This window comes from Brevibacterium siliguriense, from assembly GCF_900105315.1.
Taxonomy (GTDB): Bacteria; Actinomycetota; Actinomycetes; order Actinomycetales; family Brevibacteriaceae; genus Brevibacterium; species Brevibacterium siliguriense.
Genome location: NZ_LT629766.1, coordinates 3,496,208 through 3,520,665 on the forward strand (window position 1 = coordinate 3,496,208; position 24,458 = coordinate 3,520,665).

At 65.4% G+C, this 24,458-nt stretch carries 22 protein-coding genes; 4 read left to right on the forward strand and 18 right to left on the reverse strand.

Annotated features, from left to right (window positions below; translation table 11 throughout):
- Nucleotides 1-10: 10 nt before the first annotated feature.
- From folE to BLU88_RS15735, 4 genes are all read right to left on the reverse strand, one after another.
- Nucleotides 11-634 carry a GTP cyclohydrolase I FolE gene (gene folE / locus BLU88_RS15720; RefSeq protein WP_092015996.1) on the reverse strand — a complete coding sequence of 208 codons (624 nt, stop codon included), beginning with the start codon at nucleotides 632-634 and terminating at the stop codon, nucleotides 11-13.
- Nucleotides 634-2,820, reverse strand: a complete 2,187-nt coding sequence (gene ftsH / locus BLU88_RS15725; RefSeq protein ID WP_092015999.1) for an ATP-dependent zinc metalloprotease FtsH — start codon at nucleotides 2,818-2,820, stop codon at nucleotides 634-636. The genes folE and ftsH overlap by 1 nt, the downstream gene beginning before the upstream one ends.
- Nucleotides 2,821-3,000: 180 nt before the next feature.
- On the reverse strand, nucleotides 3,001-3,552 hold the full coding sequence (gene hpt / locus BLU88_RS15730; RefSeq protein ID WP_092016002.1) for a hypoxanthine phosphoribosyltransferase: 552 nt from the start codon (nucleotides 3,550-3,552) through the stop codon (nucleotides 3,001-3,003).
- Nucleotides 3,553-3,599: 47 nt separating this feature from the next.
- Nucleotides 3,600-4,871 (reverse strand): MFS transporter, encoded by a 1,272-nt coding sequence (locus BLU88_RS15735; protein WP_092016004.1) that lies wholly within the window; start codon nucleotides 4,869-4,871, stop codon nucleotides 3,600-3,602.
- Nucleotides 4,872-5,665: 794 nt separating this feature from the next.
- Between BLU88_RS15735 and BLU88_RS15745 the strand changes: the two genes are divergently transcribed.
- A complete protein-coding gene (locus BLU88_RS15745) occupies nucleotides 5,666-5,845 on the forward strand; it encodes a hypothetical protein (protein WP_092016010.1) in 180 nt (59 codons plus the stop codon).
- A 3-nt stretch (nucleotides 5,846-5,848) separates the two neighbouring features.
- Here the strand turns inward: BLU88_RS15745 and tilS are convergent, their stop codons facing one another.
- From tilS to dacB, 3 genes are read right to left on the reverse strand one after another with little or no spacing between them, the layout of a single operon-like run.
- Nucleotides 5,849-6,871, reverse strand: coding sequence for a tRNA lysidine(34) synthetase TilS (gene tilS / locus BLU88_RS15750; RefSeq protein ID WP_092016013.1), 1,023 nt, complete (start codon nucleotides 6,869-6,871; stop codon nucleotides 5,849-5,851).
- Complete coding sequence (locus BLU88_RS15755) at nucleotides 6,858-7,874, reverse strand: zinc-dependent metalloprotease (RefSeq protein ID WP_092016016.1); 1,017 nt, start codon at nucleotides 7,872-7,874, stop codon at nucleotides 6,858-6,860. The genes tilS and BLU88_RS15755 overlap by 14 nt, the downstream gene beginning before the upstream one ends.
- Nucleotides 7,871-9,364, reverse strand: a complete 1,494-nt coding sequence (gene dacB / locus BLU88_RS15760) for a D-alanyl-D-alanine carboxypeptidase/D-alanyl-D-alanine endopeptidase (protein WP_231939462.1) — start codon at nucleotides 9,362-9,364, stop codon at nucleotides 7,871-7,873. Before dacB ends, BLU88_RS15755 begins: the two co-directional genes overlap by 4 nt.
- Before the next feature lie 108 nt (nucleotides 9,365-9,472).
- Here dacB and BLU88_RS15765 point away from each other — a divergent pair, with 108 nt between their 5' ends.
- Both BLU88_RS15765 and BLU88_RS15770 read left to right on the forward strand, forming a co-directional pair.
- Nucleotides 9,473-9,961, forward strand: coding sequence for an inorganic diphosphatase (locus BLU88_RS15765; RefSeq protein ID WP_092016020.1), 489 nt, complete (start codon nucleotides 9,473-9,475; stop codon nucleotides 9,959-9,961).
- A gap of 168 nt (nucleotides 9,962-10,129) precedes the next feature.
- Nucleotides 10,130-10,771, forward strand: a complete 642-nt coding sequence (locus BLU88_RS15770) for a VOC family protein (RefSeq protein WP_092016023.1) — start codon at nucleotides 10,130-10,132, stop codon at nucleotides 10,769-10,771.
- Between the two features lie 163 nt (nucleotides 10,772-10,934).
- On the opposite strand, the gene BLU88_RS15775 is transcribed toward BLU88_RS15770, so the two are convergent.
- From BLU88_RS15775 to BLU88_RS15820, 9 genes are all read right to left on the reverse strand, one after another.
- A complete protein-coding gene (locus tag BLU88_RS15775) occupies nucleotides 10,935-13,043 on the reverse strand; it encodes a PhoX family protein (protein ID WP_092016026.1) in 2,109 nt (702 codons plus the stop codon).
- Between the two features lie 213 nt (nucleotides 13,044-13,256).
- Nucleotides 13,257-14,018, reverse strand: a complete 762-nt coding sequence (locus BLU88_RS15780; protein WP_092016029.1) for a CPBP family intramembrane glutamic endopeptidase — start codon at nucleotides 14,016-14,018, stop codon at nucleotides 13,257-13,259.
- A 24-nt stretch (nucleotides 14,019-14,042) separates the two neighbouring features.
- Nucleotides 14,043-17,894, reverse strand: coding sequence for an efflux RND transporter permease subunit (locus BLU88_RS18310; RefSeq protein WP_231939463.1), 3,852 nt, complete (start codon nucleotides 17,892-17,894; stop codon nucleotides 14,043-14,045).
- Between the two features lie 141 nt (nucleotides 17,895-18,035).
- The gene (locus BLU88_RS15795) at nucleotides 18,036-19,289 is read right to left on the reverse strand and encodes an MFS transporter (RefSeq protein ID WP_092016032.1); all 1,254 of its coding nucleotides are present in this window, start codon (nucleotides 19,287-19,289) and stop codon (nucleotides 18,036-18,038) included.
- Nucleotides 19,286-20,152 carry a nitroreductase family protein gene (locus BLU88_RS15800; RefSeq protein ID WP_092016035.1) on the reverse strand — a complete coding sequence of 289 codons (867 nt, stop codon included), beginning with the start codon at nucleotides 20,150-20,152 and terminating at the stop codon, nucleotides 19,286-19,288. The genes BLU88_RS15795 and BLU88_RS15800 overlap by 4 nt, the downstream gene beginning before the upstream one ends.
- Nucleotides 20,152-20,682 (reverse strand): peptide-methionine (S)-S-oxide reductase MsrA, encoded by a 531-nt coding sequence (msrA, locus tag BLU88_RS15805; RefSeq protein ID WP_092016038.1) that lies wholly within the window; start codon nucleotides 20,680-20,682, stop codon nucleotides 20,152-20,154. Before msrA ends, BLU88_RS15800 begins: the two co-directional genes overlap by 1 nt.
- A 48-nt stretch (nucleotides 20,683-20,730) precedes the next feature.
- Nucleotides 20,731-21,396, reverse strand: coding sequence for a peptide deformylase (locus BLU88_RS15810; RefSeq protein ID WP_092016041.1), 666 nt, complete (start codon nucleotides 21,394-21,396; stop codon nucleotides 20,731-20,733).
- Nucleotides 21,397-21,408: 12 nt separating this feature from the next.
- Nucleotides 21,409-22,212, reverse strand: a complete 804-nt coding sequence (locus tag BLU88_RS15815; RefSeq protein ID WP_092016044.1) for an HpcH/HpaI aldolase/citrate lyase family protein — start codon at nucleotides 22,210-22,212, stop codon at nucleotides 21,409-21,411.
- Nucleotides 22,213-22,220: 8 nt separating this feature from the next.
- Nucleotides 22,221-22,751, reverse strand: a complete 531-nt coding sequence (locus BLU88_RS15820; RefSeq protein ID WP_092016047.1) for a MaoC family dehydratase — start codon at nucleotides 22,749-22,751, stop codon at nucleotides 22,221-22,223.
- Between the two features lie 84 nt (nucleotides 22,752-22,835).
- On the opposite strand from BLU88_RS15820, the gene BLU88_RS15825 reads away from it, so the two are divergent.
- Nucleotides 22,836-23,495, forward strand: coding sequence for a histidine phosphatase family protein (locus BLU88_RS15825; RefSeq protein ID WP_092016050.1), 660 nt, complete (start codon nucleotides 22,836-22,838; stop codon nucleotides 23,493-23,495).
- Between the two features lie 25 nt (nucleotides 23,496-23,520).
- Here the strand turns inward: BLU88_RS15825 and BLU88_RS15830 are convergent, their stop codons facing one another.
- Nucleotides 23,521-24,015, reverse strand: a complete 495-nt coding sequence (locus tag BLU88_RS15830) for an SRPBCC family protein (protein ID WP_092016053.1) — start codon at nucleotides 24,013-24,015, stop codon at nucleotides 23,521-23,523.
- Between the two features lie 88 nt (nucleotides 24,016-24,103).
- Nucleotides 24,104-24,454: an ArsR/SmtB family transcription factor gene (locus tag BLU88_RS15835; RefSeq protein ID WP_092016056.1), complete on the reverse strand. Its 351-nt coding sequence runs from the start codon at nucleotides 24,452-24,454 to the stop codon at nucleotides 24,104-24,106.
- Nucleotides 24,455-24,458: the final 4 nt, after the last annotated feature.

The following is a 24,458-nucleotide window of genomic DNA, read 5'->3' on the forward strand; positions in this document are numbered from 1 at the left end:
TGTTCTGGTCTCAGCGGCCGAGGATGAGACTCATCGCTTCTGCCCGGGAGGCGCTTTCGCGCAGCTGCCCGCGCACGGCCGAGGTGATCGTCGAGGCTCCGGGTTTGCGGACGCCGCGCATGGTCATGCACAGGTGTTCGGCTTCTACGACGACGATGACGCCCTGCGGGTCGAGATGGTCGACGAGCGCATCGGCGATCTGCGCGGTCAGGCGTTCCTGCACCTGCGGGCGACGAGCATAGATCTCGACGAGGCGGGCCAGTTTCGACAACCCTGTGATCTTGCCGTTCTTGCTCGGGATGTAGCCGATGTGGGCGACGCCGTGGAACGGCACGAGGTGGTGCTCGCAGGTGGAGTACAGGTCGATGTCGCGGACGAGGACGAGTTCCTCGTGGCTGATGTCGAAGGTGACGCCGAGGACTTCCGCCGGGTCGCGGTGGAGACCGGCGAAGATCTCCTCATAGGCCCTGGCCACTCGGTCCGGAGTCTCGAGCAGACCTTCCCGGTCGGGGTCTTCACCCACGGCGATGAGGATCTCACGCACCGCGGCGGCGATGCGGGCCTGGTCGACCTTGTTCTCGTGCCCTGAGGGAGCGGGGCCGAGACCGGCGGAGACCTCTTCGATATCGGCCATCAGTCGTTGTTCCCTCTGTCGTCGTTCGTGTCATTCGTCGTCGGTCCCCCGGTTCCGGGGCCACCTGCTCCGGGGCCTCCAGTCGGTCCCTCAGTGGATCCGCTCGTCGGACCGGTCGGGCCGTTCGGGTTCTCGGGTCCCGGTGGGTTGTGCGGAACGTGGGGACCGGTGACTCCCGTGGGTCCGGCTCCGGGGATGTCGGTGGTGTCCACCTCGGTGCCGGTCGAACCTTCACCGTCATTGCGCTCGCTCTGCGGTGCGGGCGGATCGATGGGGCCGCGTTCGGACACGGGACGATCATCGTGGGCCAGCCACACTTCGCGGGTGTTTCGCTTGACGACGGGCGCGAAGATCTCCTCGAGAGCGGCCTGGTCCAGCGTTTCGCGTTCGAGCAGCTGGTACGCGAGGTTGTCGAGCACATCGCGGTTGTGCGTCAGCGCCCAGTACGCGTCGGCGTGTGCGGAGTCGATGAGTCCGCGGACTTCGCGGTCGATCGAGGACAGGGTCGAATCCCCGTATTCGTCGCCGCCGCCGTAGCCGCGCCCGGCGAAGGGCTCGGACTGGTCGTCGCCGATCTTCACCATGCCCAGCTTCTCGCTCATTCCGTACTGGGTGACCATCTTCCGGGCGATGTTCGTCGCCTTCTCGATGTCGTTGCTGGCTCCGGTGGTCGGGTCGTGGAAGACGATCTCCTCTGCCACGCGCCCGCCCATGGCGTAGGCGAGCTGGTCGAGCAGCTCATTGCGCGTCGTCGAATACTTGTCTTCGCTGGGCAGGACCATCGTGTAGCCCAGTGCCCTCCCGCGTGGGAGGATCGTGACCTTGGTGACCGGGTCGGTCTGGTTCATGGCCGCGGCGACGAGAGCGTGTCCGCCCTCGTGGTAGGCGGTGACGAGGCGTTCCTTGTCGTTCATCAGTCGGGTCCGCTTCTGCGGGCCGGCGATGACGCGGTCGATGGCTTCGTCGAGGATCCGGTTGTCGATGACCTTCGCGTTCTCACGCGCGGTGAGCAGAGCCGCCTCATTGAGGACATTGGCCAGGTCGGCACCGGAGAATCCAGGGGTCCGCTTCGCGACCTGCCCGAGGTCGACCTCGTCGGCCAGCGGCTTGTCGGCGGCGTGGACTTCGAGGATGTGCTTGCGGCCGTTCATGTCCGGGGCTTCGACGGGGATCTGCCGGTCGAAGCGGCCGGGACGCAGCAGCGCCGGGTCGAGGACGTCGGGACGGTTGGTCGCGGCGATGAGGATGACGTTGGTCTTGACGTCGAATCCGTCCATCTCGACGAGCAGCTGGTTGAGCGTCTGTTCGCGCTCATCGTGGCCGCCGCCCATTCCGGCGCCGCGCTGGCGGCCGACGGCGTCGATCTCGTCGATGAAGATGATGCAGGGGGCGTTCGACTTCGCCTGTTCGAACAGGTCACGCACACGGGAGGCACCGACACCGACGTACATCTCGACGAAGTCGGACCCGGAGATCGAGTAGAACGGCACTCCGGCTTCACCGGCAACGGCCTTGGCCAGCAGGGTCTTACCCGTACCCGGCTGGCCGTAGAGGAGCACGCCCTTGGGGATCTTCGCTCCGACAGCCTTGAACTTCTCCGGTTCGGCGAGGAACTCCTTGATCTCTTCGAGCTCCTCGAGGGCCTCATCGACACCGGCGACATCCTTGAAGGTGACGTCCGGATTCTCCTTGTTGACGAGCTTCGCCTTCGATTTGCCGAAGTTCATCATCTTCCCGCCCGACATCTGCGAGATGAGGAACCAGAAGACGACGAAGATGATGACGAACGGAATGAGCGTGCCCAGAAGCGACATCAGCCAGCTCTGCTTGGGAACCTCGTCCGTGAAGCCCTTGTCCGGGCCGGCGGAGTCGACGGCCTTGATGACCTGCTCGCCGCGCTGTTCGACGTAGAAGAACTGGACCTTCTTGCCGAAGTCCTTGCCGTCGACCTTGAAGTCGTCCTTGAGAGTGAGGTCGACGCGCTGGTCCTTGTCGACGATCTTGGCCTGTTCGACCTTGTCGTCCCCCAGCAGCTCAAGCCCCTGTTCGGTGTCGATCTGGCTGAACCCGGACTGGCTGAACAGCAGAGCACCGATCGATACGACGAGCAGTGCCAGAACGATCCAGACCAATGGGCCCTTCGTCGCCTTGTTCAGCAGGGGGCGACGTTTGTTCGACTCGGCCATAAGTCCTCTCAGGAAAAAGATGTGGGCAACCGTTTCAGAGTACCGAGGCTGCCTGGGAACATCCCCCACAGCCTAGTACTTCGCACCCCTATAGCCCGAATGCGTGCAGAATCTATTCCGTCACAGGCCCCGGACCCGGACCGGGTTCGCCGTGGGCGTAAAAGAGTGGTGCAGGCAGGCTCAGCTGTAGACGTGCTGAGCCAGAGTCGCGACGAACGGCACGTTGCGGTACTTCTCCGCATAGTCCAGGCCGTAGCCGATGACGAATTCGTTGGGCACATCGAAGCCGACGTACTTGACGTCGATGTCGACCTTGACGGCTTCGGGCTTGCGCAGCATGGTGCAGATCTCGACGGTGGCCGCCCCGCGAGTGCGCAGGTTCTGGACCAGCCAGGACAGGGTGAGACCGGAGTCGATGATGTCTTCGACGATGAGGACGTGACGGTCGGTGAGGTCCGTGTCGAGGTCCTTGAGGATCCGCACGACGCCGGAGGACTTCGTGCCCGATCCGTAGGAGGACACAGCCATCCAGTCCATCGTCACCGGTGAGTGCAGGGCACGGGCGAGGTCGGCCATGACCATGACGGCGCCCTTGAGGACGCCGACGAGCAGGATGTCCTTGCCCTTGTAGTCTTCATCGATGGCGGCGGCCAGTTCAACGAGTCGTGCGGCTATCTGCTCTTCCGAGACGAGTACTTTTTCGATGTCATTGCCGAGATCGTTGATGTCCACGAGTGTCGATTCTCCTCAGAAGCGGGTCCTTGAGATTCCATTATGGGTCACTTTGCCTCACCGGTGCCACTGTGCCCGGAAGTCGGTGCCAGTTCGTCGTCGACAGTCCCCGGACCGGCCGACAGCCAGCCGGTGATCGCCATGAGCGCGGAGATGATGACCATGAACCACAGCGGCACCTGCCAACCGCCGCTGATGCCGAGCAGTCCGCCCACGGCCAGCGGGCACAGTGCGGCGAGCACATAGCCCGACGACTGGACGAAAGCTGAGGTCGAGGCCGTGACGGAGACCTCGCGAGTCCGAGAGGTGATCAGCGCCAGCGCGGCGGGGAAGGCGAATCCGCCGTAGCCGAGGAAGACCGCCCACAGCCAGGGGACGGTGGCCGGGCTGAGCAGCAGTCCCGTGTAGCCTGCGACGGCGCTGGCCCCGAAGGAGACGAGGAAGGCGCGCGGGGCGATGCCCCGCACGATGATCTGCGGGGCGAGGAATCCACCGGGCAGTCCGCCGAAGGTCACGATCGTGAGCATGATTCCGGCGAGGAAGGGGTCGAGTCCGGCGTCGCGGTAGATCTGGGGCAGCCACCCGAACTGAACATACGCGTTGGCCGATTGGAGACCGAAGAAGATCGCCATGTACCGCGCCTTGGGTGAGGTGAAGACCCCTCGCCGAGGCGGCGATTCGGACCGTTCGCCGCCGGGTTCCGTCGCCTGTCCGGACAGGACGGGCACGGACTTCAGGCTCCGCAGCACCGACCAGGTGATGAGCGCGGAGAAGGGCAGGATCATCCAGAAGCCGAGGCCGACGCGCCACCCGCCGAACTGTTCTGCCAAGGGCGCGGTGAACAGCGAGGGCAGCATCGAACCGAGTCCCAGCGAAACGGTGAACGTCGTCGCACCCAGGGTGGGCCGGTGCGGGAACCGGGACTTGACGTAGACGGGCAGAATGACGTTGCCGATCGACATTCCGGCCAGGGCGAGGACCGTGAGCAGGGCGAAGGCCACCCATTCGGTGACGACCGCGCGCAGACCGACGCCTGCGACGATGAAGGCGGCACTCATGGCCAGAGCGAAGAACAGACCGAGCCGCTTGAGCAGGGGTACGGCGATGATGCCGCAGATGGCGAACACGAGTCCCGGCAGGGCCGTGAGCAGACCGGTCTGCCATTCGGCCAGGGAGAATCCGTCTTTGACCTCGGAGAGCACGGGCCCCAGGGAGGAGGCGGCCGGGCGCAGTGAGGCGGCGATGAGGACGAGGCAGGCCAGGGCCAGAACGTCGAGGCCGCGGGAGCGTCGGAACCCCTGCTCGGGCGAAGTTGTCATAGCCTCATCCTTTCAGACAGCTGTGGTCGTCATGCATGCGGGCCGCAGCTCTTCCGGGCGCGCGATCGGGCACAATTGCCAATGGTATACCATCCTACGGTCGCAGGCTGAGCCCATGATCGGTGTGAAGAATGTGCGCCTGTTCCCGCGCACCCCCGATGCTCCCGCCGTCGACGTCAAGAGCACCGAGGGGCGGTTCTCTCGCATCTCCCCCGCCGAGGATGCCGCCACGGGACCTCGACACCGAGGTCCGGGACATCGCCGACCGGGGTCGAGGTCATCGACGGTGCGGGACGGATCCCGCAGGCGGGAATCATCAGGGAACACGGTGTCCGCGAGCTGCTCGTTGCGGCCGAGGCATCGACATCCACCTTCCAAGAGGCGGGCACCGCGGGACTGTTCTCGCTCGAGGAGATCGCGGCCCGCACCAGAGCTGCGGGCATAGCCGGACAGGTCACGGTCTCCCATGTTTTCGCCCTCAATACGAACCTGGAACCCGAGGTCGTCCGGATCCTCGATGCCCTCGCCGAGGCGGGGGTGGCACTGACGACGGTCGCTCCGGCCAAGGGTGCGCCGCCGTAGGCGCTCATCCGTGAGCGCCGCTTGGCTCTGGGATTTGGCGAGGACGGGCAGAGGGATTATTGGAGCCCGTACGGTGACGGTGATCTGCTGCATCGGACCTGGCAGCTGGCGTTCACGAACGGCTTTCGTGCCGACGCGGATATCGAAGGCTGACTCTACATCGCCTCCCGCGGAGGTGCTCAGGTCATGGCCGGGCCAGTCCCGATGGCGCGATGCCTGCCGACGATGCGAAGTTCGGTCTGGGTGTGGGTGCTCCCGCCGAATCTGTGCTCATCACAGCCGATACCGTCACTTCGGCGATCATGGACTGCCCGCAGGATCGGGACGTGTTCAAGGCGGGCCGACTCATCGTCTCCGGTGGCGAGCTGGCAGGCGGTGCTCGGCTGAGCTGAGGCTCAGCGAGCCTTCGCCGCGAGCTGGAACACAGCCTGGCCATTCGAGACGACGACTTCCGTGTCCCCAGGCAGGGACAGGCGGCCCCGCCTGCCGTCGCGGATGAGGGCGCAGAGTTCGGCGACCCGCACCGCACCGAGGTTCTGTCCGGGCACGCCGAGTGAGATCACCCAGTCGCGCACGACTCGGCTGAGCACGGCATCGTCGAGTGCTGTGAAGTCCTCAACCGGCACCGAGGCGGTCCCCCGGATGTGCTGACTGGCCGCCTCGGCGCGGGTATCGATGAAATCGGCGTCGGCCCGGCACAGGTCGGCGGTGCGGGCGAGGTTCGCGGTGATCGGCTGACCGAGTTCGGTTTCGAGTCCGGCCAGCAGCTGCCGGGCACGGACCCGGCTGAATGCGGTGTCGTCGTTCATCGGGTCGTGCCAGATCTCGATGCCCTGGGCCCTGCACGAGGCTTCGGTCTGGTCACGGTCGAGGCCGAGAAGGGGGCGCATGAGGTGTCCGGAGGTCGGGCTCATCCCGGCCAGGGACCGGGTGCCAGACCCGCGCATGAGGCCGAGCAGAACGGTCTCGGCTTGGTCGCTGCGGGTGTGGGCGGTGAGGATCCAGTCGGCTCCGGCCGCTGCCCGTGCGGTTTCGAGGACGGCATAGCGGGCGGTGCGGGCGGCGGCTTCGAGCCCTTCGTCGCCGGCGTCGATGCGCACCGTCGCCACTTCGGCGGGCATACCCCATGATTCAGCGGTGGCGGCGACCCGGTCGGCCACCTCGGCGGTGACGGTTTGGAGTCCGTGGTCGACGGTGACGGCACGGGCACGGATCTCGCCGCGTCGGTGGAGGAATGCGGTCGCGTGGAGCAGCGCCATCGAATCCGCTCCCCCGGACACCGCGACGATGAGGCCTGGTTCTGAACGCCCTGCAGCCTTCAGTGCCGCCCGGACGGCGCCGCGGATGGCTCCGCTGGCTGGGTCGAGGGTCGGTCGCCTCGGCGAGGAGCCGGCAGACGAACGCTCAGCCGTGGACACGGTCGAGCCAGAGCTGCGGTTCGTGGATCTCTGCTGTGCGCGGAAGGTTCGCAGGTTCAGCGTAGATGCGGGAGAAGCCCTTCTGTCCGACCTCACGGCGGACGGCGCGGACGAATTTCGCCCCGTCGCGATATTGCGCGAGCTTGAGGTCCATTCCGAGCAGACTGGTGAGGAACCCGCCTTGGCCGGCGTCACGGCGGGCCTCGAACCTGCGGCGCAGCTTGCGCACGCTCGGGATCACTCCGGCACCCACCTCGTCCATGACGACATCGGCGTGGCCTTCGAGCAGGGACAGGATCGCGGTGGCTTCATCGAGAGCACTGCGCATCTTCTCGTCACGGATGAGGTCGACGATGCTCGCCTCGCCCTTGACGATGCGGCCGAGGGTGACGAAGAGGTCGACGATTCCGCCGACTCCCGGCATCGTCAGTCGGGTCGACACGGCACCGGAGAGCAGGGTGCGCATATGTTCGCGCAGCCAGGGCGCGGTCGCGAACTGCACTTGGTGGGTGGCTTCGTGGAGGGCCACCCACATGCGGAAGTCACGCGGATCGACGTCCATGGCCTTCTCGGCGATGAGCACGGCCGGGGCGACGAACATCAGCCGTCCCGTCTCCACGGCGAACGGGTCGAACTGGCCGAGCACACGGGTTGACAGCAGCGAGAGCACCCCGGCGACCTCGACGGCGCCGGCCTTCGCGGTGGCGGGGCCGACCGGGGCGGGCAGGGCCGCCTCGTCGAGCATTCCGTTGACGGACTGGGCATTGGCTTTGACCCAGCCGACCTGGTCGAGGACGAGCACTGAACCGGCGGCGAGCCGGCCGCGCACATCATCGGCGTGATCCGGCGGCAGCAGAAACGAGTCGAGCACGAGATCTTGAGCGGTCAGCGCATTGTCCTTCATCCCCTCGACGAGTTCATCGAGGACACCCGGTTCGGGGACCTTCGCTGCGGAGACGAGCTCACGGGCGGTGCGGGCGGCGAATCCCTCATCGATGATCATCTGCAGCCGCAATTCGCGAGTGCGGTGACGATATCGTCCACGGTCTTTCTGGCTTCCAAGATCTTGTCCTTATCCACGTCGTCGATCTGGATGGAGAATACGAGGTAGCGTCCCTCCGCGTCGAGCACTCCCCCGGCCAGGGAGGTCACGGTGGACAATGTTCCGGTCTTCGCATGCACCACCCCGGAGGCGTTCCTCTCATTGAGGAATCGGTCGTGCAGGGTGCCGGTCAGTCCCCCGACGGGGAAATAGCTGATGAGTCCGGCAAGGGAGTCATCGGCGACGACCGAAGCCTGCAGGACGGTCGTGAGATCGTGTGGGGCGATCCGGTTGTCATAGGACAGCCCGGAGGTGTCGACGAGGTGCGTGCGTCCGAGGTCGACGGATTCTCCGAGGGCGTCAAGCACCGCCGTGGGACCGTTCTCGAGGCTGCCGTCGCGGCCCTGGGCGATGGCGACCTCATTGCCGAGCATTTCAGCGACGACATTGTCGCTGTGCACGAGTGCGTATTCGACGATCTCGGAGATCGTCGCCGATTCCACGCTGGCGAGTTCCTTCGGGTCCGCGGATTCGGACGACTTCTCGGTTTCGGAGTCGGCGGCCGCCTCGGTGACGGTGATCCCGGTCTTCTTCAGTTCCTTTTCGAAGATCGAGAACGCATCCTTGGCGGGGTGTTCGCTGCGGCCGCGCCATTCGGCCTTCTTCGACCCGACATAGGCGGTGTCGACCATGATCGGCTGGATCGGGGTGATCACGCCCTTGGCGATGTCGGACCGGGACCAGCCGGAGTCGAAGTCCTCGCCGACGTACCGGCTCGTGTCCAGGTTGAGGGCCACTGCGGTGATGTTCTGCTTCTTGAGCTCGGCCGCGGTGTCCTCAGCCAGGGTCCGCAGTCCCCCGTGCCCGTTGACCGAACCTGGATCGGAATCGCCGGCCGACAGGAGCACATCGCCTCCACCGGTGAGGGTCAGTGTGTTCGAGTCCGCGTCGAAGTCCGTCGTCGTCTCCAGCCGCGTCTCCCCGCCGATCGCGGACAGGGCGGCGGCTGCGGTGAGCACCTTCGTCACGGAGGCGGGAGTGCGCGGTTTCGTCTCGTCCTTCGCGTAGAGGACATCATCGCTGAGCCCGTCGCGGACCTCGAGGCCGAAGCCCTTGACCTTCGAGTCCTTGAGCACGGCGTCGATCGTCTTCGGGATCTGTGTGGGCACGGGAGCGGAATCATCCACCGCCGAGGCAGGGGCGGGCACCTGCTGGGCGTGGGCCTGCGGGGTGGGCACGGTCTGGACCTTGACCTGGGGTTCTGTGGTGAGCACCCCCGGCAGGCCGGGCACGAGATCAAAGGCGTCGACGGCGGCATAGGCACCGAGCGCGAGGACGATGACACCGGCGGTGATCGCACCGCCCTTCTTCAGCGGCGATTCGGCCTTCCTGCGGTCGCGGCGCGAGGAGCCGGAGTCCGACGGGTTCTGCGGCGCATCGGTATCGTTCAAACGCAGGCTCTCATTCCTCGACGACCGTGGGGTGGCCGCCGTCGGTGGGCAGTGACGGGGACTTGTACCATCTATTCTAGTGATGCACCCCTAACGTGAAGGAGCACTATGGAACTGTTGGCCACAATCGAGATCCCGCAGGGGTCCCGCAACAAGTACGAAGTCGATCATGAGACCGGTCGGGTCAAGCTCGATCGCTACCTCTACACGTCGATGCAGTACCCCGCCGACTACGGCTATATCGAGGATACCCTCGGAAACGACGGCGACCCTCTCGATGTGCTCGTGCTGCTGCCCGAGCCGCTGTTCCCCGGTGTGCTCATCGACATCCGCCCCATCGGCATGTTCCAGATGGAGGACGAGGCCGGAGGCGATGACAAGGTCCTCGCCGTTCCCGCCGGAGACCCTCGCTGGGACTCCTACACTGACATCTCGGATGTGGACCAGTTCATGCTCGACTCGATCGAGCACTTCTTCAACCGGTACAAGGACCTCGAGCCCGGCAAGTACGTCAAGGGTTCGAGCTGGGCCGGTCGCGAAGCCGCCGAGGCGGAGATCAACGCCTCCATCGAACGGTTCAAGGCCGAGGGCCACTGAGCCTTCGCCTCTCACCGTGCTGAGAACTCAGCGCTGGTCCGCGACCGCCCGGATGATGACATCCGGGCGGTTTCGCTTTGGCCCCGGCCGGGCCCAGCGTGATGATCATCACGATTTCTTAGGTGAACCTAAGGGGCAGGGCGAGCCAGGTTATGCGATTGTCGAGTCATGAAACTCGATCATGTGTCATACGCCAGTGAACCTGACGGCTATCGTGCGACCGCCGAGCGGATCGCGGAGAAGCTCGGAGTGGCTCCCTACGATGGCGGTGTGCATCCTCGATTCGGCACCAGAAACCTCATCTTCCCCCTAGCGAACGGCCATTACCTCGAAGTCGTGGAAGCCTTGGAGCACCCGGCCGCTCTCTCGACACCCTTCGGCCAGGCGGTCCGGGCTCGTTCCGAGCTCGGCGGCGGCTGGATGGGCTGGTGCGTTTCGGTCGAAGATCTCACTGCCGTCGAGACCCGCCTCGAACGCAAGGCCGTCGATGGAAACCGCACGCCGGAGTCCGGTTTGGAACTCAGGTGGCTGCAGATCGGCGTCAAGGGGCTCATCGCCGATCCCCAGCTGCCGTTCTTCATCAAATGGTCCGCCGACTCCTCGCAGCACCCCTCGACGTACAAGACGAATGAGGACGTCGCAATCGACACTCTGCAGATCGCCGGGGACCGCGACCGTCTGCGCGATTGGCTGGGCACTCAGGATGCCAAGCCGATCTCGGAGATCAACATCGACTGGTCCGCGCCCCACGGGACGCCGGGCATCATGTCGGTGAGCTTCGAGACGAAGAGCGGACCCGTCATCATCTGAGACCCGCAGCGCCCGCTCTGTGCGGGGTCGAAGGAGGCCAGAGGCAGTGTTGCCTCTGGCCTCCTTCAGTTGCGCCGGCCGACTTCGGAGCCGTGCTGAGTTTCGGTCAGGAAACCAGCACGGATCGTCCTGAACTCGTCTTCAGAGCCGGCCGCGGCCGATCTCAGCTTCTGCCGTGGCCCTTGCCTCCGCCGTTTCCGTGGCCCTTGCCGTTTCCGTGGCCGTGGCCTTTGTCCTTGCCTCCGCCTTTGCCCTGGCCCTTGATGACCTGGACGACGGTCGGGCGCGGCAACGCGGCCACTCCCTTGTTGACATCGGTGGAGTCGACGTAGTCGGGGAACTGCGAATGCTGGTCCGCGTATGATCCGTCTTCGCCGGGGTGCTGGACGGCGACGAAGGCCGAGCGGTACTCGTCGTGGATGAGCGGTCCGCAGACCTCGGCTTCACGCGGCACGGACAGGAACTGTTCGACCCGCCCTCGCTGTTCGCCTTCGATCGTGACCTTGAACAGTCCGTCGCAGTAGCCGATGCCGTCGGGGGCGCCGTCGGTGGAGATCCACAGATTGCCGGCCGTATCGAAGGCGACGTTGTCCGGGCAGGAGATCGGTGAGACCTGGTCGGCCGGGAATCCGGAGAAGTACGTGGCGTCGCCCTGCTTCGGGTCGCCGCAGACCAGCAGCAGAGTCCAATCGAAGTCCGTTCCGGTGTGGTCGCCGGAGCGTTCGGTGATCTCGACGACATGGCCGTCGCGGTTCTCCGTGCGCGGATTGGCTTCGTCGGCTCCGGCCTTGCCGGAGGTTCCGCGGTCGGAGTTGTTCGTGCAGGCGACGTAGATGCGTCCGTTGACTGGATTGGGTTCGACGTCCTCGCAGCGGTCCATCTTCGTCGGTCCGACTTTGTCCGCGGCCAGACGGGTGTTGACGAGGACCTCGTCGACGGAGAATCCGGACACCTGCGACTTGCCGTCCTTGACCAGCGGCAGCCACTGTCCGCTGCCGTCGAATTCTCCGTCCGAGGGCACATCACCGCTGCCGTCGATCTCGGACTTCGGGGAGTTGCCGGTGAACTTCGCGACGAAGAGGTCGCCTTCGGTCAGCAGCTTCTTGTTGTGCTCGCGGTCGCCTTCGACGAACGTGTCCTTCGAGACGAACTTGTAGAGGTAGTCGAACTTCTCGTCGTCACCCATATAGGCGACGGCGTGACCGGAGTCGGAGATCGTGACGTTGGCGCCCTCGTGCTTGAACCGGCCCATGTTCGTGTGCTTGACGGGGGTCGATTCCGGATCCCACGGGTCGACCTCGACGATCCAGCCGAAGCGGTTCGCCTCATTGGCGTATCCGGGCTTGTTCGTGTCGAAGCGGTCGACATCGTTCTCCCAGCCGTTGGCCGAGTCTTCGCTGTCGAGTCCGTAGCGCTTGTCGGCTGCCGAGGTGCCCTGTGCCTTGAAGTAGGAGTTGAAGTTCTCCTCACCGGAGACGACGGTGCCCCACGGAGTGAGACCGCCGGAGCAGTTGCCCAGTGTGCCCTGTGCCTTGTCGCCCTGCGGGTAGTCCTTCGTCCGCAGCAGGTCGGAGCCGGCGGCAGGTCCGGTGAACTCGTATTCGGTGTCGATGAGGAAGCGACGGTTCTTCTTCCCGTTGACGTCGACCGACCACGGGGAGTTCTTGTGGCGGCGTTCGAGTTCGACGACGGTGAGCCCGTGAGCCTGACGGCTGATGGCGCGTTTGTCGGCCGCGGCCATCGACTCCGGGTACATGATCTCGTCGTTCGTGTACTCCTGGTTGGCGAACAGCACTGCCCGATTCTCGTCGACCTCGTCGACCTGGATGGAAAGGAAGTCGTTGTTGTACCCGAATTGGCGTCGCTGCGCTTCGGGGCTCTGGTTCTCCGGATCGAACTTCGGGGAGTCGGGGAACAGCGGATCGCCCCAGCGGACGATAGGGTGCCAGGAGTAGCCCTTCGGCACGATGAACCTGTCGACCTCGTGGTGGATGGGATCGATGGCGGAGAACTTCAAAGTGCCGTGTCCGGCCGCCGCGGCACTGCTGGCCGTCGGGCTGGGAGCGGTGGTGACTGCGAGCGCCAGAGCTCCCGCGGCTGAGGCTCCAAGGACGGCACGGCGGCTGAGCTTAGCGTCGACGATGTCGCGGAAGTAGCCGTTCGACGAGGTGTTGCAGGTGGCCTTGAGGCATGCGTTGTCGCACTTGAGTGCGCAGGTCACGGCGCTGCGCTTACCGCGCACATGATCGGCCATCGGCAGGAACGTTCTCATCGATTCTCTCCTCAGTATCGTGTCGTTTTCTCCCTCCGCCGCCCACGATCCACAGGGGTCGGAGCCGGGAGGGTTCACCCGATCGAGACTGTCACCGCCAAGCGGCCCTGGAACTACCCGTCGGTGAACTGTCGGTGAACCCAGAAGGTCGAATGAGTGTCCCGTCCGCTGATCCCGACCCTGCCCCCGGAGCTCAGCGAAGGGCTCCTGCGGTCACCCGAAGTCGACGAGGGCGAGCACTCCCGGGGCGAGGAATCCGACGGCGTCGATGATGATATGCGCCCACACCAGCGGCATGAGTCTGCCCTTGCGCAGGAAGTGCCAGCCGAAGATGATGCCCATGGCGACGTTGCCGATGAACGGGCCGATGCCTTGGTAGAGGTGGTAGCTGGCACGGAAGAGCGCCAGGGAGATGATGATCGGCCAGAGTCCGAAGCCCAGCTGCCGCAGTCGCAGCGCCCCGAATCCGAAGATGATCACCTCTTCGACGATTCCGTTCTTCGCGGCCGAGAGCAGCAGCACGGGGATCGTCCACCAATGATCGCCGAGGTTGGACGGCTGGATCTCCGCCGTGATCCCCAGCACCCTGCCGCCCGCGTACACACCGAGGGTGCCGATGCCGATGATGAGGAAGATGAGGACGCCGTGGCCGAGGTCGCCCCGTCGGTGCCCGTCGACTCCGAGTCGGATCGGCAGCGGCTGGGCTGGTCGGTCTCGACTGAGCAGGTAGATCGCGAGGGCGACGGGGACGAGGGTGAAGCCGATGTCGAGAAGCTGGTAGATGAGGTCGAAGCCCGGCCGGGGCGAGATCGAGGTGTTGAGTTTCGCCTGGGCATCGCTGATCGGTCCGCGGGTGGCGATGTCGGCCAGGCGCACGATCGCGTAGACGGCTGACTGACCCAGCGACAGGGCCGCAATGAGACCGAGCTCGAACCACAGGCGCTTTCTCTCCTGTGGTTCGAGCTCGGTCGTCATGAACTCAACTCTAGCCGGGACGGCTCAGTGTTTGGGTTCACCGTTCCCGTCGTCGCGGCGCGGATTCTGACTGCGCAGGGTGAAATCCGTTTCCGCCGCATCACCTCTATCCGCGTCGGCGTCCCGTCCGTCGTTGACGGTCAGTCCGTCATCGACGCGGTCGGCCGGGGCTGCTTCATCCCACGCCGAGGCGGTCCTGCCCGAGTCCGCGGATGTCGAGTCCGCAGTCGGTGCGGCTGCCTCGGTGGACGCCTCCCCCTCTGTCTGTGTCCGGAGGTCACCGGCACCGGCGCCCGCCCCGGCGGGAACCGTGGCGGTCTCCCGCTGGCTCGACCGGGCTTCGGCTGCGTCGAGGACCTCTCCGCGGGCCATGTTCTTCACGTGCTTCTTCTCGGCCCGGCGTTCCTTCACTCCCTCGAGCAGCAGGTAGAGCACGGGCACGAGGATGAGCGTGAGCAGCGTCGAACTGACCAGGCCGCCGATGACGACGATCGCCAGTGGCTTCGAGATGAACACTCCCCCGCCGGTCAGGCCCAGAGCCATCGGCAGCAGCGCGAAGATCGTGGCGGCCGCGGTCATGAGGATCGGACGATAACGCAGCCGGGCGCCGTGGACGATGGATGTGCGCAGATCGACCCCGCGGACGCGGAAGTGGTTGATGAGGTCGATGAGCACGATCGCGTTCGTGACCACGATGCCGATGAGCATGAGCAGACCGATCATCGACGTCAGCCCCAGCGGAGTGTCGGTGATGAGCGAGAGCGCAACCGAACCGGTGGCCGCGAACGGAATCGAGACCAACAGGATCAGCGGCTGCAGCAGCGACTTGAACGTGGCGACCATGATGACGAACACGATGAGGATCGCGGCGAGCATCGCCAGTCCCAACTGCGAGAACGCTTCGTTCTGCTCCTGGGTGGCACCGCCGGTGTCCACGGACACGGTGTCGGGCAGGTCCACCTCGTCGAGGGCGGACTGCACCTCGGTCGATACCGCTCCGAGGTCATCACCTTCCGGAGTCACGGACACGGTGGTCGAACGCTGCGAATCCGTGTGGCGGATCGTCGGAGCGGTCTTGACTTCCTTGACGTCGGCGACGTCATCGAGTTCGATGAATCGCGGCTCCGCAGTCACGGGAGCGCCCGCGTTCGGATCGCCTCCAGCGGCTCCACCGGCGGCTCCGGCTCCTCCAGCGCCCCCGCCAGCACCACCGGCTCCCCCGGCGTCGCCCGAACCACCGGGGCCCCCTCCGGCACCACCGGCTACTCCGGCGTCACCTGAACCGCCGGCGCCGCCTGCCGCACCTGCACCGGCTCCGCCGGCAGGTGCCGTCTGTTCCGGCTTGCCCGGGATCTTGAGTTCGCGCAGCTTCTCCACGGTGTCGGCGTTGCGGTCAAAGAGGAGCACCGAATGCGAGACATCGTCGATGACGACCTCACCGATCTGCTGACCATGCATGGCCCGCTGCACATACTGGCCGATGGACGCCTCGGTGAGATTCTCCTCAGCGGCCTTCTCGTGATCGACCTTGACCTCGATCACGGGCTGGACAGCAGCGATATCGCTGGTCACCGACTGCGCCGTGGACACGCCTTCGAGCTTGTCGCTGACCTTGTTCGTCGCGTCCTCGAGTTCTTGCGCGTCGGTTGCCGTGAGCGTGACGTCGATCGTCTGCGCGCCGGGAGTCGAGCTCTGGCTCGCCACTTCGACGTCACCTGCACCATCGAGGTCGTCGAACTGCTTCTGCAGATCTGCGGAGATCGACTGCGCCGAGACTCCGGACTTCGTATTGACGATATACGTGCCCGTCAGGGACGAATCATCGGTGAAGCCGAACGTCGTGCCGCCCAGCGACAGTTGATAGTTGTCGATGTCGGAGGCATCGGCGAGGATGTCCTCGACCTTCTTCGCCTGCTCGGATGCTTCGTCGAGGTCCGTGCCCGGGGCGAAGGTCTGCGAGATCTGCAGGGAATCCTGCCCGGTGTCGCCGAAGAGTTCGGTCTTCAGCTGAGGAATCATCGCTCCCGTGCCTGCGAGGACGAGCACGGCCACGAGGATCATGACGATCGGGTGCTTCGTCGAGAACCCGATGACCGGCATATAGGTCTTCTGCAGACGCGTCACCGGCGAATGCATTCCGGCGAGTTCGTCGACTTCCTCCGTACCGTCTTCGGATTCGCCGTAGCGCGGACTGCCCACGGCGATACCGGTCGGTACGGACTGTCGGGTGGACTCGCCGCTGTCGCGGAGCCCGATGTCCTCGGCTTCGGCACCGGCGGCGACGAGGTCGCGCTTCTTGTCGGCCTTCTTCGCCACCTTCTTCTCTGCCCGCCACTGCGCCTGCATCGACTTACGGCTGCGTCGGATCTCCGCCTTCTCCGCGCGGGTGAGCTTGACCTTCGCTTCCCGCTGACGCAGGAACCAGTAGGCGAGGACGGGCACGATCGTCAGCGCCACGAACAGGGACGAGAGCAGGGCGATCGTCGCGGTCAGGGCGAAGGGCCGGAACATCTCGCCGGTCTGCCCGGTCACGAACGCCAGCGGCAGGAACACGGCCACCGTGGTCAGGGTCGACGCGGTGATGGCCCCGGCCACCTCAGAGACGGCTGCGAGGATGTTGGAGAATTTGTCGCCGCCGGAGGCATGGCGTCGCCGGATCGCTTCGATGACGACGATGGAGTCGTCGACGACACGGCCGACGGAGATCGTCAACGCACCGAGGGTGAGCATGTTGAGGGTCTCTCCGCCCATCCACAGACCGATCATGGCGATGAGGAGGGAGAGCGGGATGGAGATAGCGGTGATGATCGTCGCCCGCACCGACAGCAGGAAGACGAGGATGACGAGGACTGCGAAGATCAGGCCGAGACCACCCTCGTTGAGCAGGTCGTGGATGGACTGCTCGATGAACGGCGCCTGGTCGAACGCGGAGACGAACTCCGCGTTGTCGCCCATCATCTTCTCGAGTTCGGGCAGCTTGTCGGCCACCGCGTGTGAGACGTCGACGGTGTTCGCGTCGGATTCCTTCATCACCGACACGGACAGCGAAGGCTGCCCGTTGGTGCGCGAGATCGATTCGACCGGCTCGTCGACGAGTTTCACGTCGGCGACGTCGGAGACCTTGATCGGTCCGTCCTTGCCGGAGATTACGAGGCCCTTGATCGCATCGATCGAGCGGATGCGCGTGCCGACCTCGACCGGGGCGGTGCCGTCGGTGCCCTTGAGTTCACCCGCCGAGGTGGGGACGCCGTTGGACTGGAGGATTCCGGCCACCTCGTCGAGGTTGGCTCCTTCGTCCTCGAGGTCGTCACGTCGAATGCTGATCTCGACCTGCTTGGTCTTCGCTCCGGCGATCTGCACCTGGGAGACGCCGTCGACTTTCTTCAGCTCCGGAACGACTAAGTCTTCGAGATTCGCGGCCAACTGCTCTTCATCGGCATCGGAGGTCACGGACAGGGCGAGCACCGGAATGTCGTCGGTGCCCATCATCATGACGTTCGGTTCGACTCCGTCGGGCAGGCTCGGCTGGACTTGGGAGACGGCGCGCTGCAGGGCTTTGACGACGTCATCGGAGTCGTCACCGTACTTCGTGCTCACGGTGATCTGCGAACTGCCCGCCGAGGATGTCGAGGTCATGTCCTCGACTTCGGGCAGTGCGGTCAGCGCACCTTCGAGGGGGTCGGTGACCTCGGATTCGACGGCCTCCGGGGTGGCACCCTCATAGGAGGCGGTGACCGTAGCCTGCGGGTTGTCGAGGGATGGGAAGAGCTCTTGTTTGAGGGCACCGGCGCCGATGACGCCGAAGATGATGGCGACGACGGAGATGAGCGCGATGAGCGCCCGGTTCTGCAGACTCAGCCGGGTCAGGAAACTCACGGAGGGGACTTTCTTTGTCGTAAGGCAGGGCGACGACGCAGAACGCCGACAGGGCCATCCTAGTGAGTGTCCGCTGAGCCGCCCATGAGGAAAACCTGACTTCTCGGAATCAGCAGCCGTCTGCGGGCAGCCGCTGCTGCGTCATTGTGCCGAGGCTGGCTGTCGGGGTCGGGTCTCGCGGCCGAAGAACCACAGACCGGCGGCGATGACGCCGAGGAGACCGGTGAGCAGGAACGCCCACGAGTAGTCGAAGTGGTCGACGACGGCCCCGGCGATGATCGGGCCGAGGATGGCTCCTCCGTCGAGGGCCATCTGGTAGCGGGCGAGCACTCGGCCGCCCTTGCGGTCGCGGCCGATGACATCTGCGACGGTGGCCTGCTGAGCGGGGTTGGCCAGGCCGGAGCCGGCTCCGGCGATGATGGAGAACGCGAAGAACAGCCAGATCGAGTCGATGAAAGCCAGCGCCGCGGTGGTCACGCCGAGGACGAACAGGCCCCATTGGATGAAGGGTTTGCGTCCGACGGTGTCTGCGAAGCGTCCCACGACCGTGACTGCCGAGGCGTTTCCGATGGCGAACATGGTCAGTGCCAGTCCGGCCACGGCGGTATCGGCTCTGAGGACCTGGATAGCGAAGAGCGGGTAGATCGCCACGCGGATGCCCATCGCCGACCAGCCTTGGACGAAGGCGGAGATGAGTGCCGATCGGTAGGCGGAATCCTTCCAGGCTTCCCGGAATGACATGACCTCCTGCTGTTCTTTGTCCTTCTCCGCTTCCAGGCGGGCGCGCCCGGATTTCGTCGAGGAGCCGAAGGAGGCGGTGGAGGCGAGGAAGACGCGGACGACGACAGCGGCGATGAGCAGACCGACGGCGTAGATGATGAACGGGATGCGCATCCCCCAGCCGGCCATCGCGCCGCCGAGGACGGGTCCGGCGATATTGCCGACGAGGAACGCGGTCGCATACGTCGACGACGCCTTGGCGCGGGCGTCGATCGGGGCGAGTCGGACGATGAGCGCCATCGCGGAGACGCTGAACATCGTCGAGCCGATGCCGCCGAGGCCGCGGAAGATCAGCAGCTGCCAGTAGTTCTGGGCGAAGGCGACGGCCGCGGTGGAGGCGGCGACGATGAGGAGGCCGGTGATGTAGATGCGGCGTTCGCCGAAGGCATCAACGAGGCGGCCCGAGGAGGGTGAGAACACGAACCGGAAGAACGCGAACGAGGAGACGACGATGGTTGCGGCGGTGACGCCGAAGTCGAAGCTCGCTGCGAACTGCGGAAGGACGGGGGCGATGATTCCGTAGCCCAGCGCCACGATGAAAGCCGCCGCCACGAGGACATAGATCTCCTTGGGAAGGCGGCGTGTTTCCGGAGTCTCGGTGTCGGGTGTGCTCACAGGGTATCGAGGAACTGTTCGGGTTTCGGCAGGGGGCGGGTGCTCGTAGTCAGGCGCTGTCGGTAGCGTTCTGGAACGGCTCCGATGTAGAACCAGCCCATGAGCAGTTCGTGATCGCCAAGTCGGTGGAGGCGGCGAACCGGATCGGTGTTCGTCAGGGTTCCCGACCGCCACATCACTCCCCAACCGGCTTGCCAGAGGGCGAGTTCGAGGAGGTGTCCGGCGCCGGCGGCGGTGGCGTGCTGCTCCCATTCGGGAACTTTGTCGTGCTTGACCGGTGAGGACACGAGGGCGAGCAGGAGTTCGGCTCGCAGCGGCTTCGTATTGGTCTCGCCCGGCTTGCGAACCACTCCGGCGGCTTCGTCGAGGGCCTCGCCGAGGCGGAGCCGGTCGTCTCCTCGGATGATGAGGAAACGCCAGGGGCGCAGAGACTTGTGGTCGGCAACCGAGGAGATCGACCGGATGATCTCGAGCAGGTCGGAGTCGTTCGGGGTCTCCGGGTCGACCTTCGAGATCGACCGTCGCATGCTCAGGACGTGGAGAACGGGATCGGCGACGATGTCGATCGATGACGGCACTGAGAAGTCGGGTCCGCGACGGGTGGACGTCACAGTTGCGGTGCCGGCCCTCGCCGAGGCGGCGGCATCCTCGGCGGGGTCAGCGTTCTGCTCGCTCTGCGCCGAGCGGGCGGTCTGGGCGTCCTGCGCAGCGAGGTTCTTCGCCCACGGACCGGTGTTGCCCTCGAGGAAGTGGGCACGCACGCAGTCTCTGGTCACTTCGCAGGCGTCGCCGGTCGCGTCATCGGACCGTTTGCGGTGCTTGTGTTTGGACTTCTTGCACTTGTCCTTCTTGTGACTGCCCATCAGTTCACCCATTCGGCGAAAGCGGTGCGTGCCTTGCTGAGTTTCGGGTCGATGATGACACGGCAGTAGCCGTTGTCCGGGTTCGCGGTATAGAAGTCCTGGTGGACCGCCTCGGCGGGATAGAACGTGCCGAGGGGTTCGAGGGTGGTGACGATCGGATCGTCGAAAAGGGTCTGTGCGGATTCGATGGCCTCGGCGAAATGCGTCTTCTCGGTTTCGTCACGGTAGAACATCGCCGACCGGTACTGGGTGCCGACGTCGTAGCCCTGGCGATTGAGGCTCGTGGGGTCGTGGCCGGTGAAGAACAGGCCGAGGATGACTTCTTCGGGAACGATGTCGGCGTCGAAGGTCACCTGCAGGGCTTCGGCGTGGCCGGTCGTTCCTGAGCAGACCTCGCGGTAGCCGGGGTTGTCGGTGTGTCCGCCGGTGTAGCCGGAGATCACCTCGCTCACGCCGGTGGTCCGTTGGTAGACGGCGTCGAGACACCAGAAGCAGCCGGCGCCGAGGGTGAGGGTACGAAGATCGCTCATGTCTCGTATAACGATGATGCGTGCAGGTTATTCCCGGCAGGTCACGCCTCACATCACCAGTCCAGACGGCAGTGAGAAGCCGAGTTCGGCGGCCGCCTTCTGCGTCGAGGGCTGGTGCCAGAACTTCGCGACCGATTCGTTCGTCGCCAGGGACCGCATCTCGGCCTTGTCGAGGAAGAGGATCCCGGACAGATGGTCGGTCTCGTGGGCGACGATGCGCGCTGACCACCCGGAGACCTCCTCGGCTATGGGGTTGCCCTGCAGGTCGTTGCCGGTCAGGGCGATTTCGCGGGGGCGTGCGACGACGGCCTGATACCCGGGGATCGACAGACATCCCTCATAGAAGGCGACGTCGTCTGCGCCGGCGCGTTCGTAACCGGCGTTGAGGACGACCCGCAGCGGCATCGGCTCCCGCTGCCGGACCTTCGCGACTTCGGGATCGCGGGCACCGGGATCCTCGGCAACGAACATCGACAGTCCGATGCCCACCTGTGGAGCGGCGAGGCCGACTCCGGGGGCTGCGAGCATGGTTGACCGCATGACCTCAGCGAGCTTCTCGAGCTCGGCGTCGTCGACCTGCCCGTCGAAGGGGCGGGTGTCGGTGCGCAGGACCGGGTCCCCGGCCTCGACGATGGGCGCGGTCCCATCCCCCGCCTCGGCGGCGTTGAGGACGGAGCGGATCTGGTCGGCGATCAGCGCATCGGCTGTGTGCACGGGAGGGTTTCCTCAGCTTGCGCGGGCGACGATGAGTTCGGCGTGCTTGAGCAGCGGTGCGTCGATCATCTTGCCTTCGAAGGAGAACGCTCCCTTCTCCGTCTTCGCCAGGTCGAGCACGGACTCAGCCCACTTCAACTGTTCGTCGCTGGGGCGGAAGGCATCGCGGACGACGGGAACATGATTCGGATGGATGGAGACCTTGCCGGAGAATCCCGACTGCACGGCGTCCTCGGCTTCGGCCGCGAGGCCTTCGAGGTTCGGGATGTCCGCCCAGATCGAGTCGAGGGCGAATCTGCGGTGGGACCGGGCCGCGAGCAGGGTCTGGCTGCGCACGTGTTTGGCCACGTCCCGGTAGTCACCGTCGTCCTTCCGTGAAGAGCCTCCGCCGAGGTCGGCGATGAGATCCTCTGATCCCCACATCAGCGCATATACGTTCGGGGCGGCGGCGATCTCAGCGACGTTGACGGCCCCGAGTGCGGTTTCGATGAGTGCGATGACCTGGAATCCGGACAGGATCGACAGGTCCGCCGCGAGCTCTGTTTTCGGCAGCATCACGGCCGTGTACTCGGTGCGCGCGAGCATCTTCAGGTCCTCGCCGAGGTGGCCCGAATCGTGGGAGTTCACCCGCACGACCGTGCGGGTGGGGTCGAGGGGGAAGTCGACTATGGACTCGCGTGCGGCGGCTTTGTCGGCTTCGTTGACGGCGTCCTCGAGGTCGAGGATGACGATATCGGAGCGCTCGGCCGCCTTCGTGTAGCGGTCGGGGCGGTCGCCGGGGACGAAGAGCCAGGCAGGTTTGAACTCGAGTGCCATGGGGGTGCTCACTTTCCGGTGTCGGTCTCGTCGGCGGGGCCCGCTGCGGGTTTCGCGGCTGCGGATTCGTGGCTGGAGTCGAACATCATCGCCTGCCGCACGGCCTTGGCCACGAGCTTGCCGTCCTGGTTGTAGCCGCGGTGTTCGAAGGTGACGATGCCCTGACCGGGACGAGACTTCGAATTGCGCTTGTCGAGGATCGTCGTCTCCGCGTAGAGGGTGTCGCCGTGGAACATCGGTGCCGGGAAGCTGACCTCGGAGAAGCCGAGGTTTCCGACCGTCGTCCCCTGCGTCAGCTGGGACACGGACAGTCCGATGAGGGTGGCCAGCGTGAACATCGAGTTCACGAGACGCTCACCGAAGGGTTCGGTGGCCGACCACGCGGCGTCGAGGTGCAGGGCCTGGGTGTTCATGGTCACGGCCGTGAACAGGGTGTTGTCCGCCTCTGTCACGGTGCGGCCCGGTGCGTGCTTATAGGTGGCGCCGACTTCCATCTCGTTCAGCCACAGACCTCGTTGTGCAATGACTTTGTCGCTCATAAAACGCTCCTCATTCGTCGTATTTTGAGTTTATCGCCATTCACCGGATCCCTGCGACCCGGGGTCGATAGGATTGAGCACACCATGGCCGTCACACGATCCCTCTTCGTCGTCACCCACCCCGAGGCTCGGCATCATCTCGAGGCGCGGGTCGGCGGGTGGCACGATTCCGAGCTCACCGTCCGCGGCGAACTCCATGCCGGCCTCATCGCCGCCGAGCTTCGCTCACGGATCCCGTCGACCGCCTCGGCGCAGGTGTTCACCTCCGATCTCAGGCGAACTCGCACAACCGCTGGAGTGATCGCCGATCTGCTCTGCAGCCGCGCAATCGAGCTCAGGGGCCTGCGCGAGAAGTCGTACGGAGTCGCCGAGGGGCGGGCGCAGTCCTGGTTGGACGAGCGCTACGCCTTCCCGCCCGTGCCCGAGGATGCCTTCGACCATGCGGCGCGGCTCGATCATTTCGAAGGCATCGACGGATCGGAGACGCGGCGTGAGGCCGGTGCTCGGATCTACGCCGCAGTCGACGAGATCCTTAGGCAGCAGGCCTCGCACCAGGTGGTCGTCACGCACGGCTTCGCCCACACGTTCGTCATCGCCCGGTGGCTCGAGCTGCCTCTCGAGGCGATGGGTCGGGCGACGTTCGCCGCGCGTTCCGGGTGCATCACCGAACTGACCGAGGACGATCTGTTCGGCAATCGGACCCTGCATTCACTGGCGGCGGTGGACCACCTCGGCGACTCCTGAGGTGGCCCACCGTGCTGTGCACCGGTCAGGAGCCGAGCTCGGTATCGAGTTCATTGAAGGCCGATGACCATCCGTCGTACGCGCTCTCGTCCGAACCCGAGTCGTTGGGCAGGCCGACGAGGGTGAAGGTCATCCGAGTGCGGTCGGCGTCGAGCTCTTCGAGTTCCACGCTCACACGCGGCGCATCGTCAACCGAGCCCGGGCTCCCCCAGGTGAAGTCGAGGCGGCCGGGTTCGTCGATGTGGAGGTACTTCCCGGCGGCCGGGAACTCCTGCCCCGTATCAGGAATGCGCATCGTGTAGGTGTATTCGCCGCCGACCCGCAGGTCGACGGAGACGGATTCGCGTGAGGTCACCAGCGTTTCGGGGTGGAACCAGCGGGCCATGACATCCGGGTTCGTCCAGGCCTCCCAGACGCGGGCGCGTGGTGCGGCGAATTCACGGACGATGGTGAACCCAGGCTCCCCCGCCTGTGCGCTGATGGGATCGGTGGCTGTGCGGTCAGTGTTCTCGGCGTTCATCGCTGTTCTCCTCCTTGAGTCGTGCATGAGGCTGAGTCATGCGTGATGAGTGCGTCGTTCGATTCGTCGTCGATGTCGAGTCCGCAGATCATTCCACGGTCGACGGGTCGGTCGTCGCAGGGTCGGTGGGCACCTCCTCGGCGAGGATGCGATCGAGGTTGTCGAAGCGCTGCTGCCATTCGTCGTATGCCGACTGCAGCCAGCCGGCCGCCTCGGTGAGCGCATCGACGTTGAGTGCGACGATGCGCTGCTGCGCGGATTTCGACCGCGTGATGAGCCCCGCTGTCTCAAGCACCTTGAGGTGCTGAGAGACCGCGGACCGGCTGATCGGCAGCGGCTCCGCGAGCTCACCCGCGCTCTTGTCTCCCGAACGCAGCCGATCGATGATCGCCCGACGAGTCGGGTCGGCCAGCGCCGCGAAGACGAGATCCATACTCATTTAA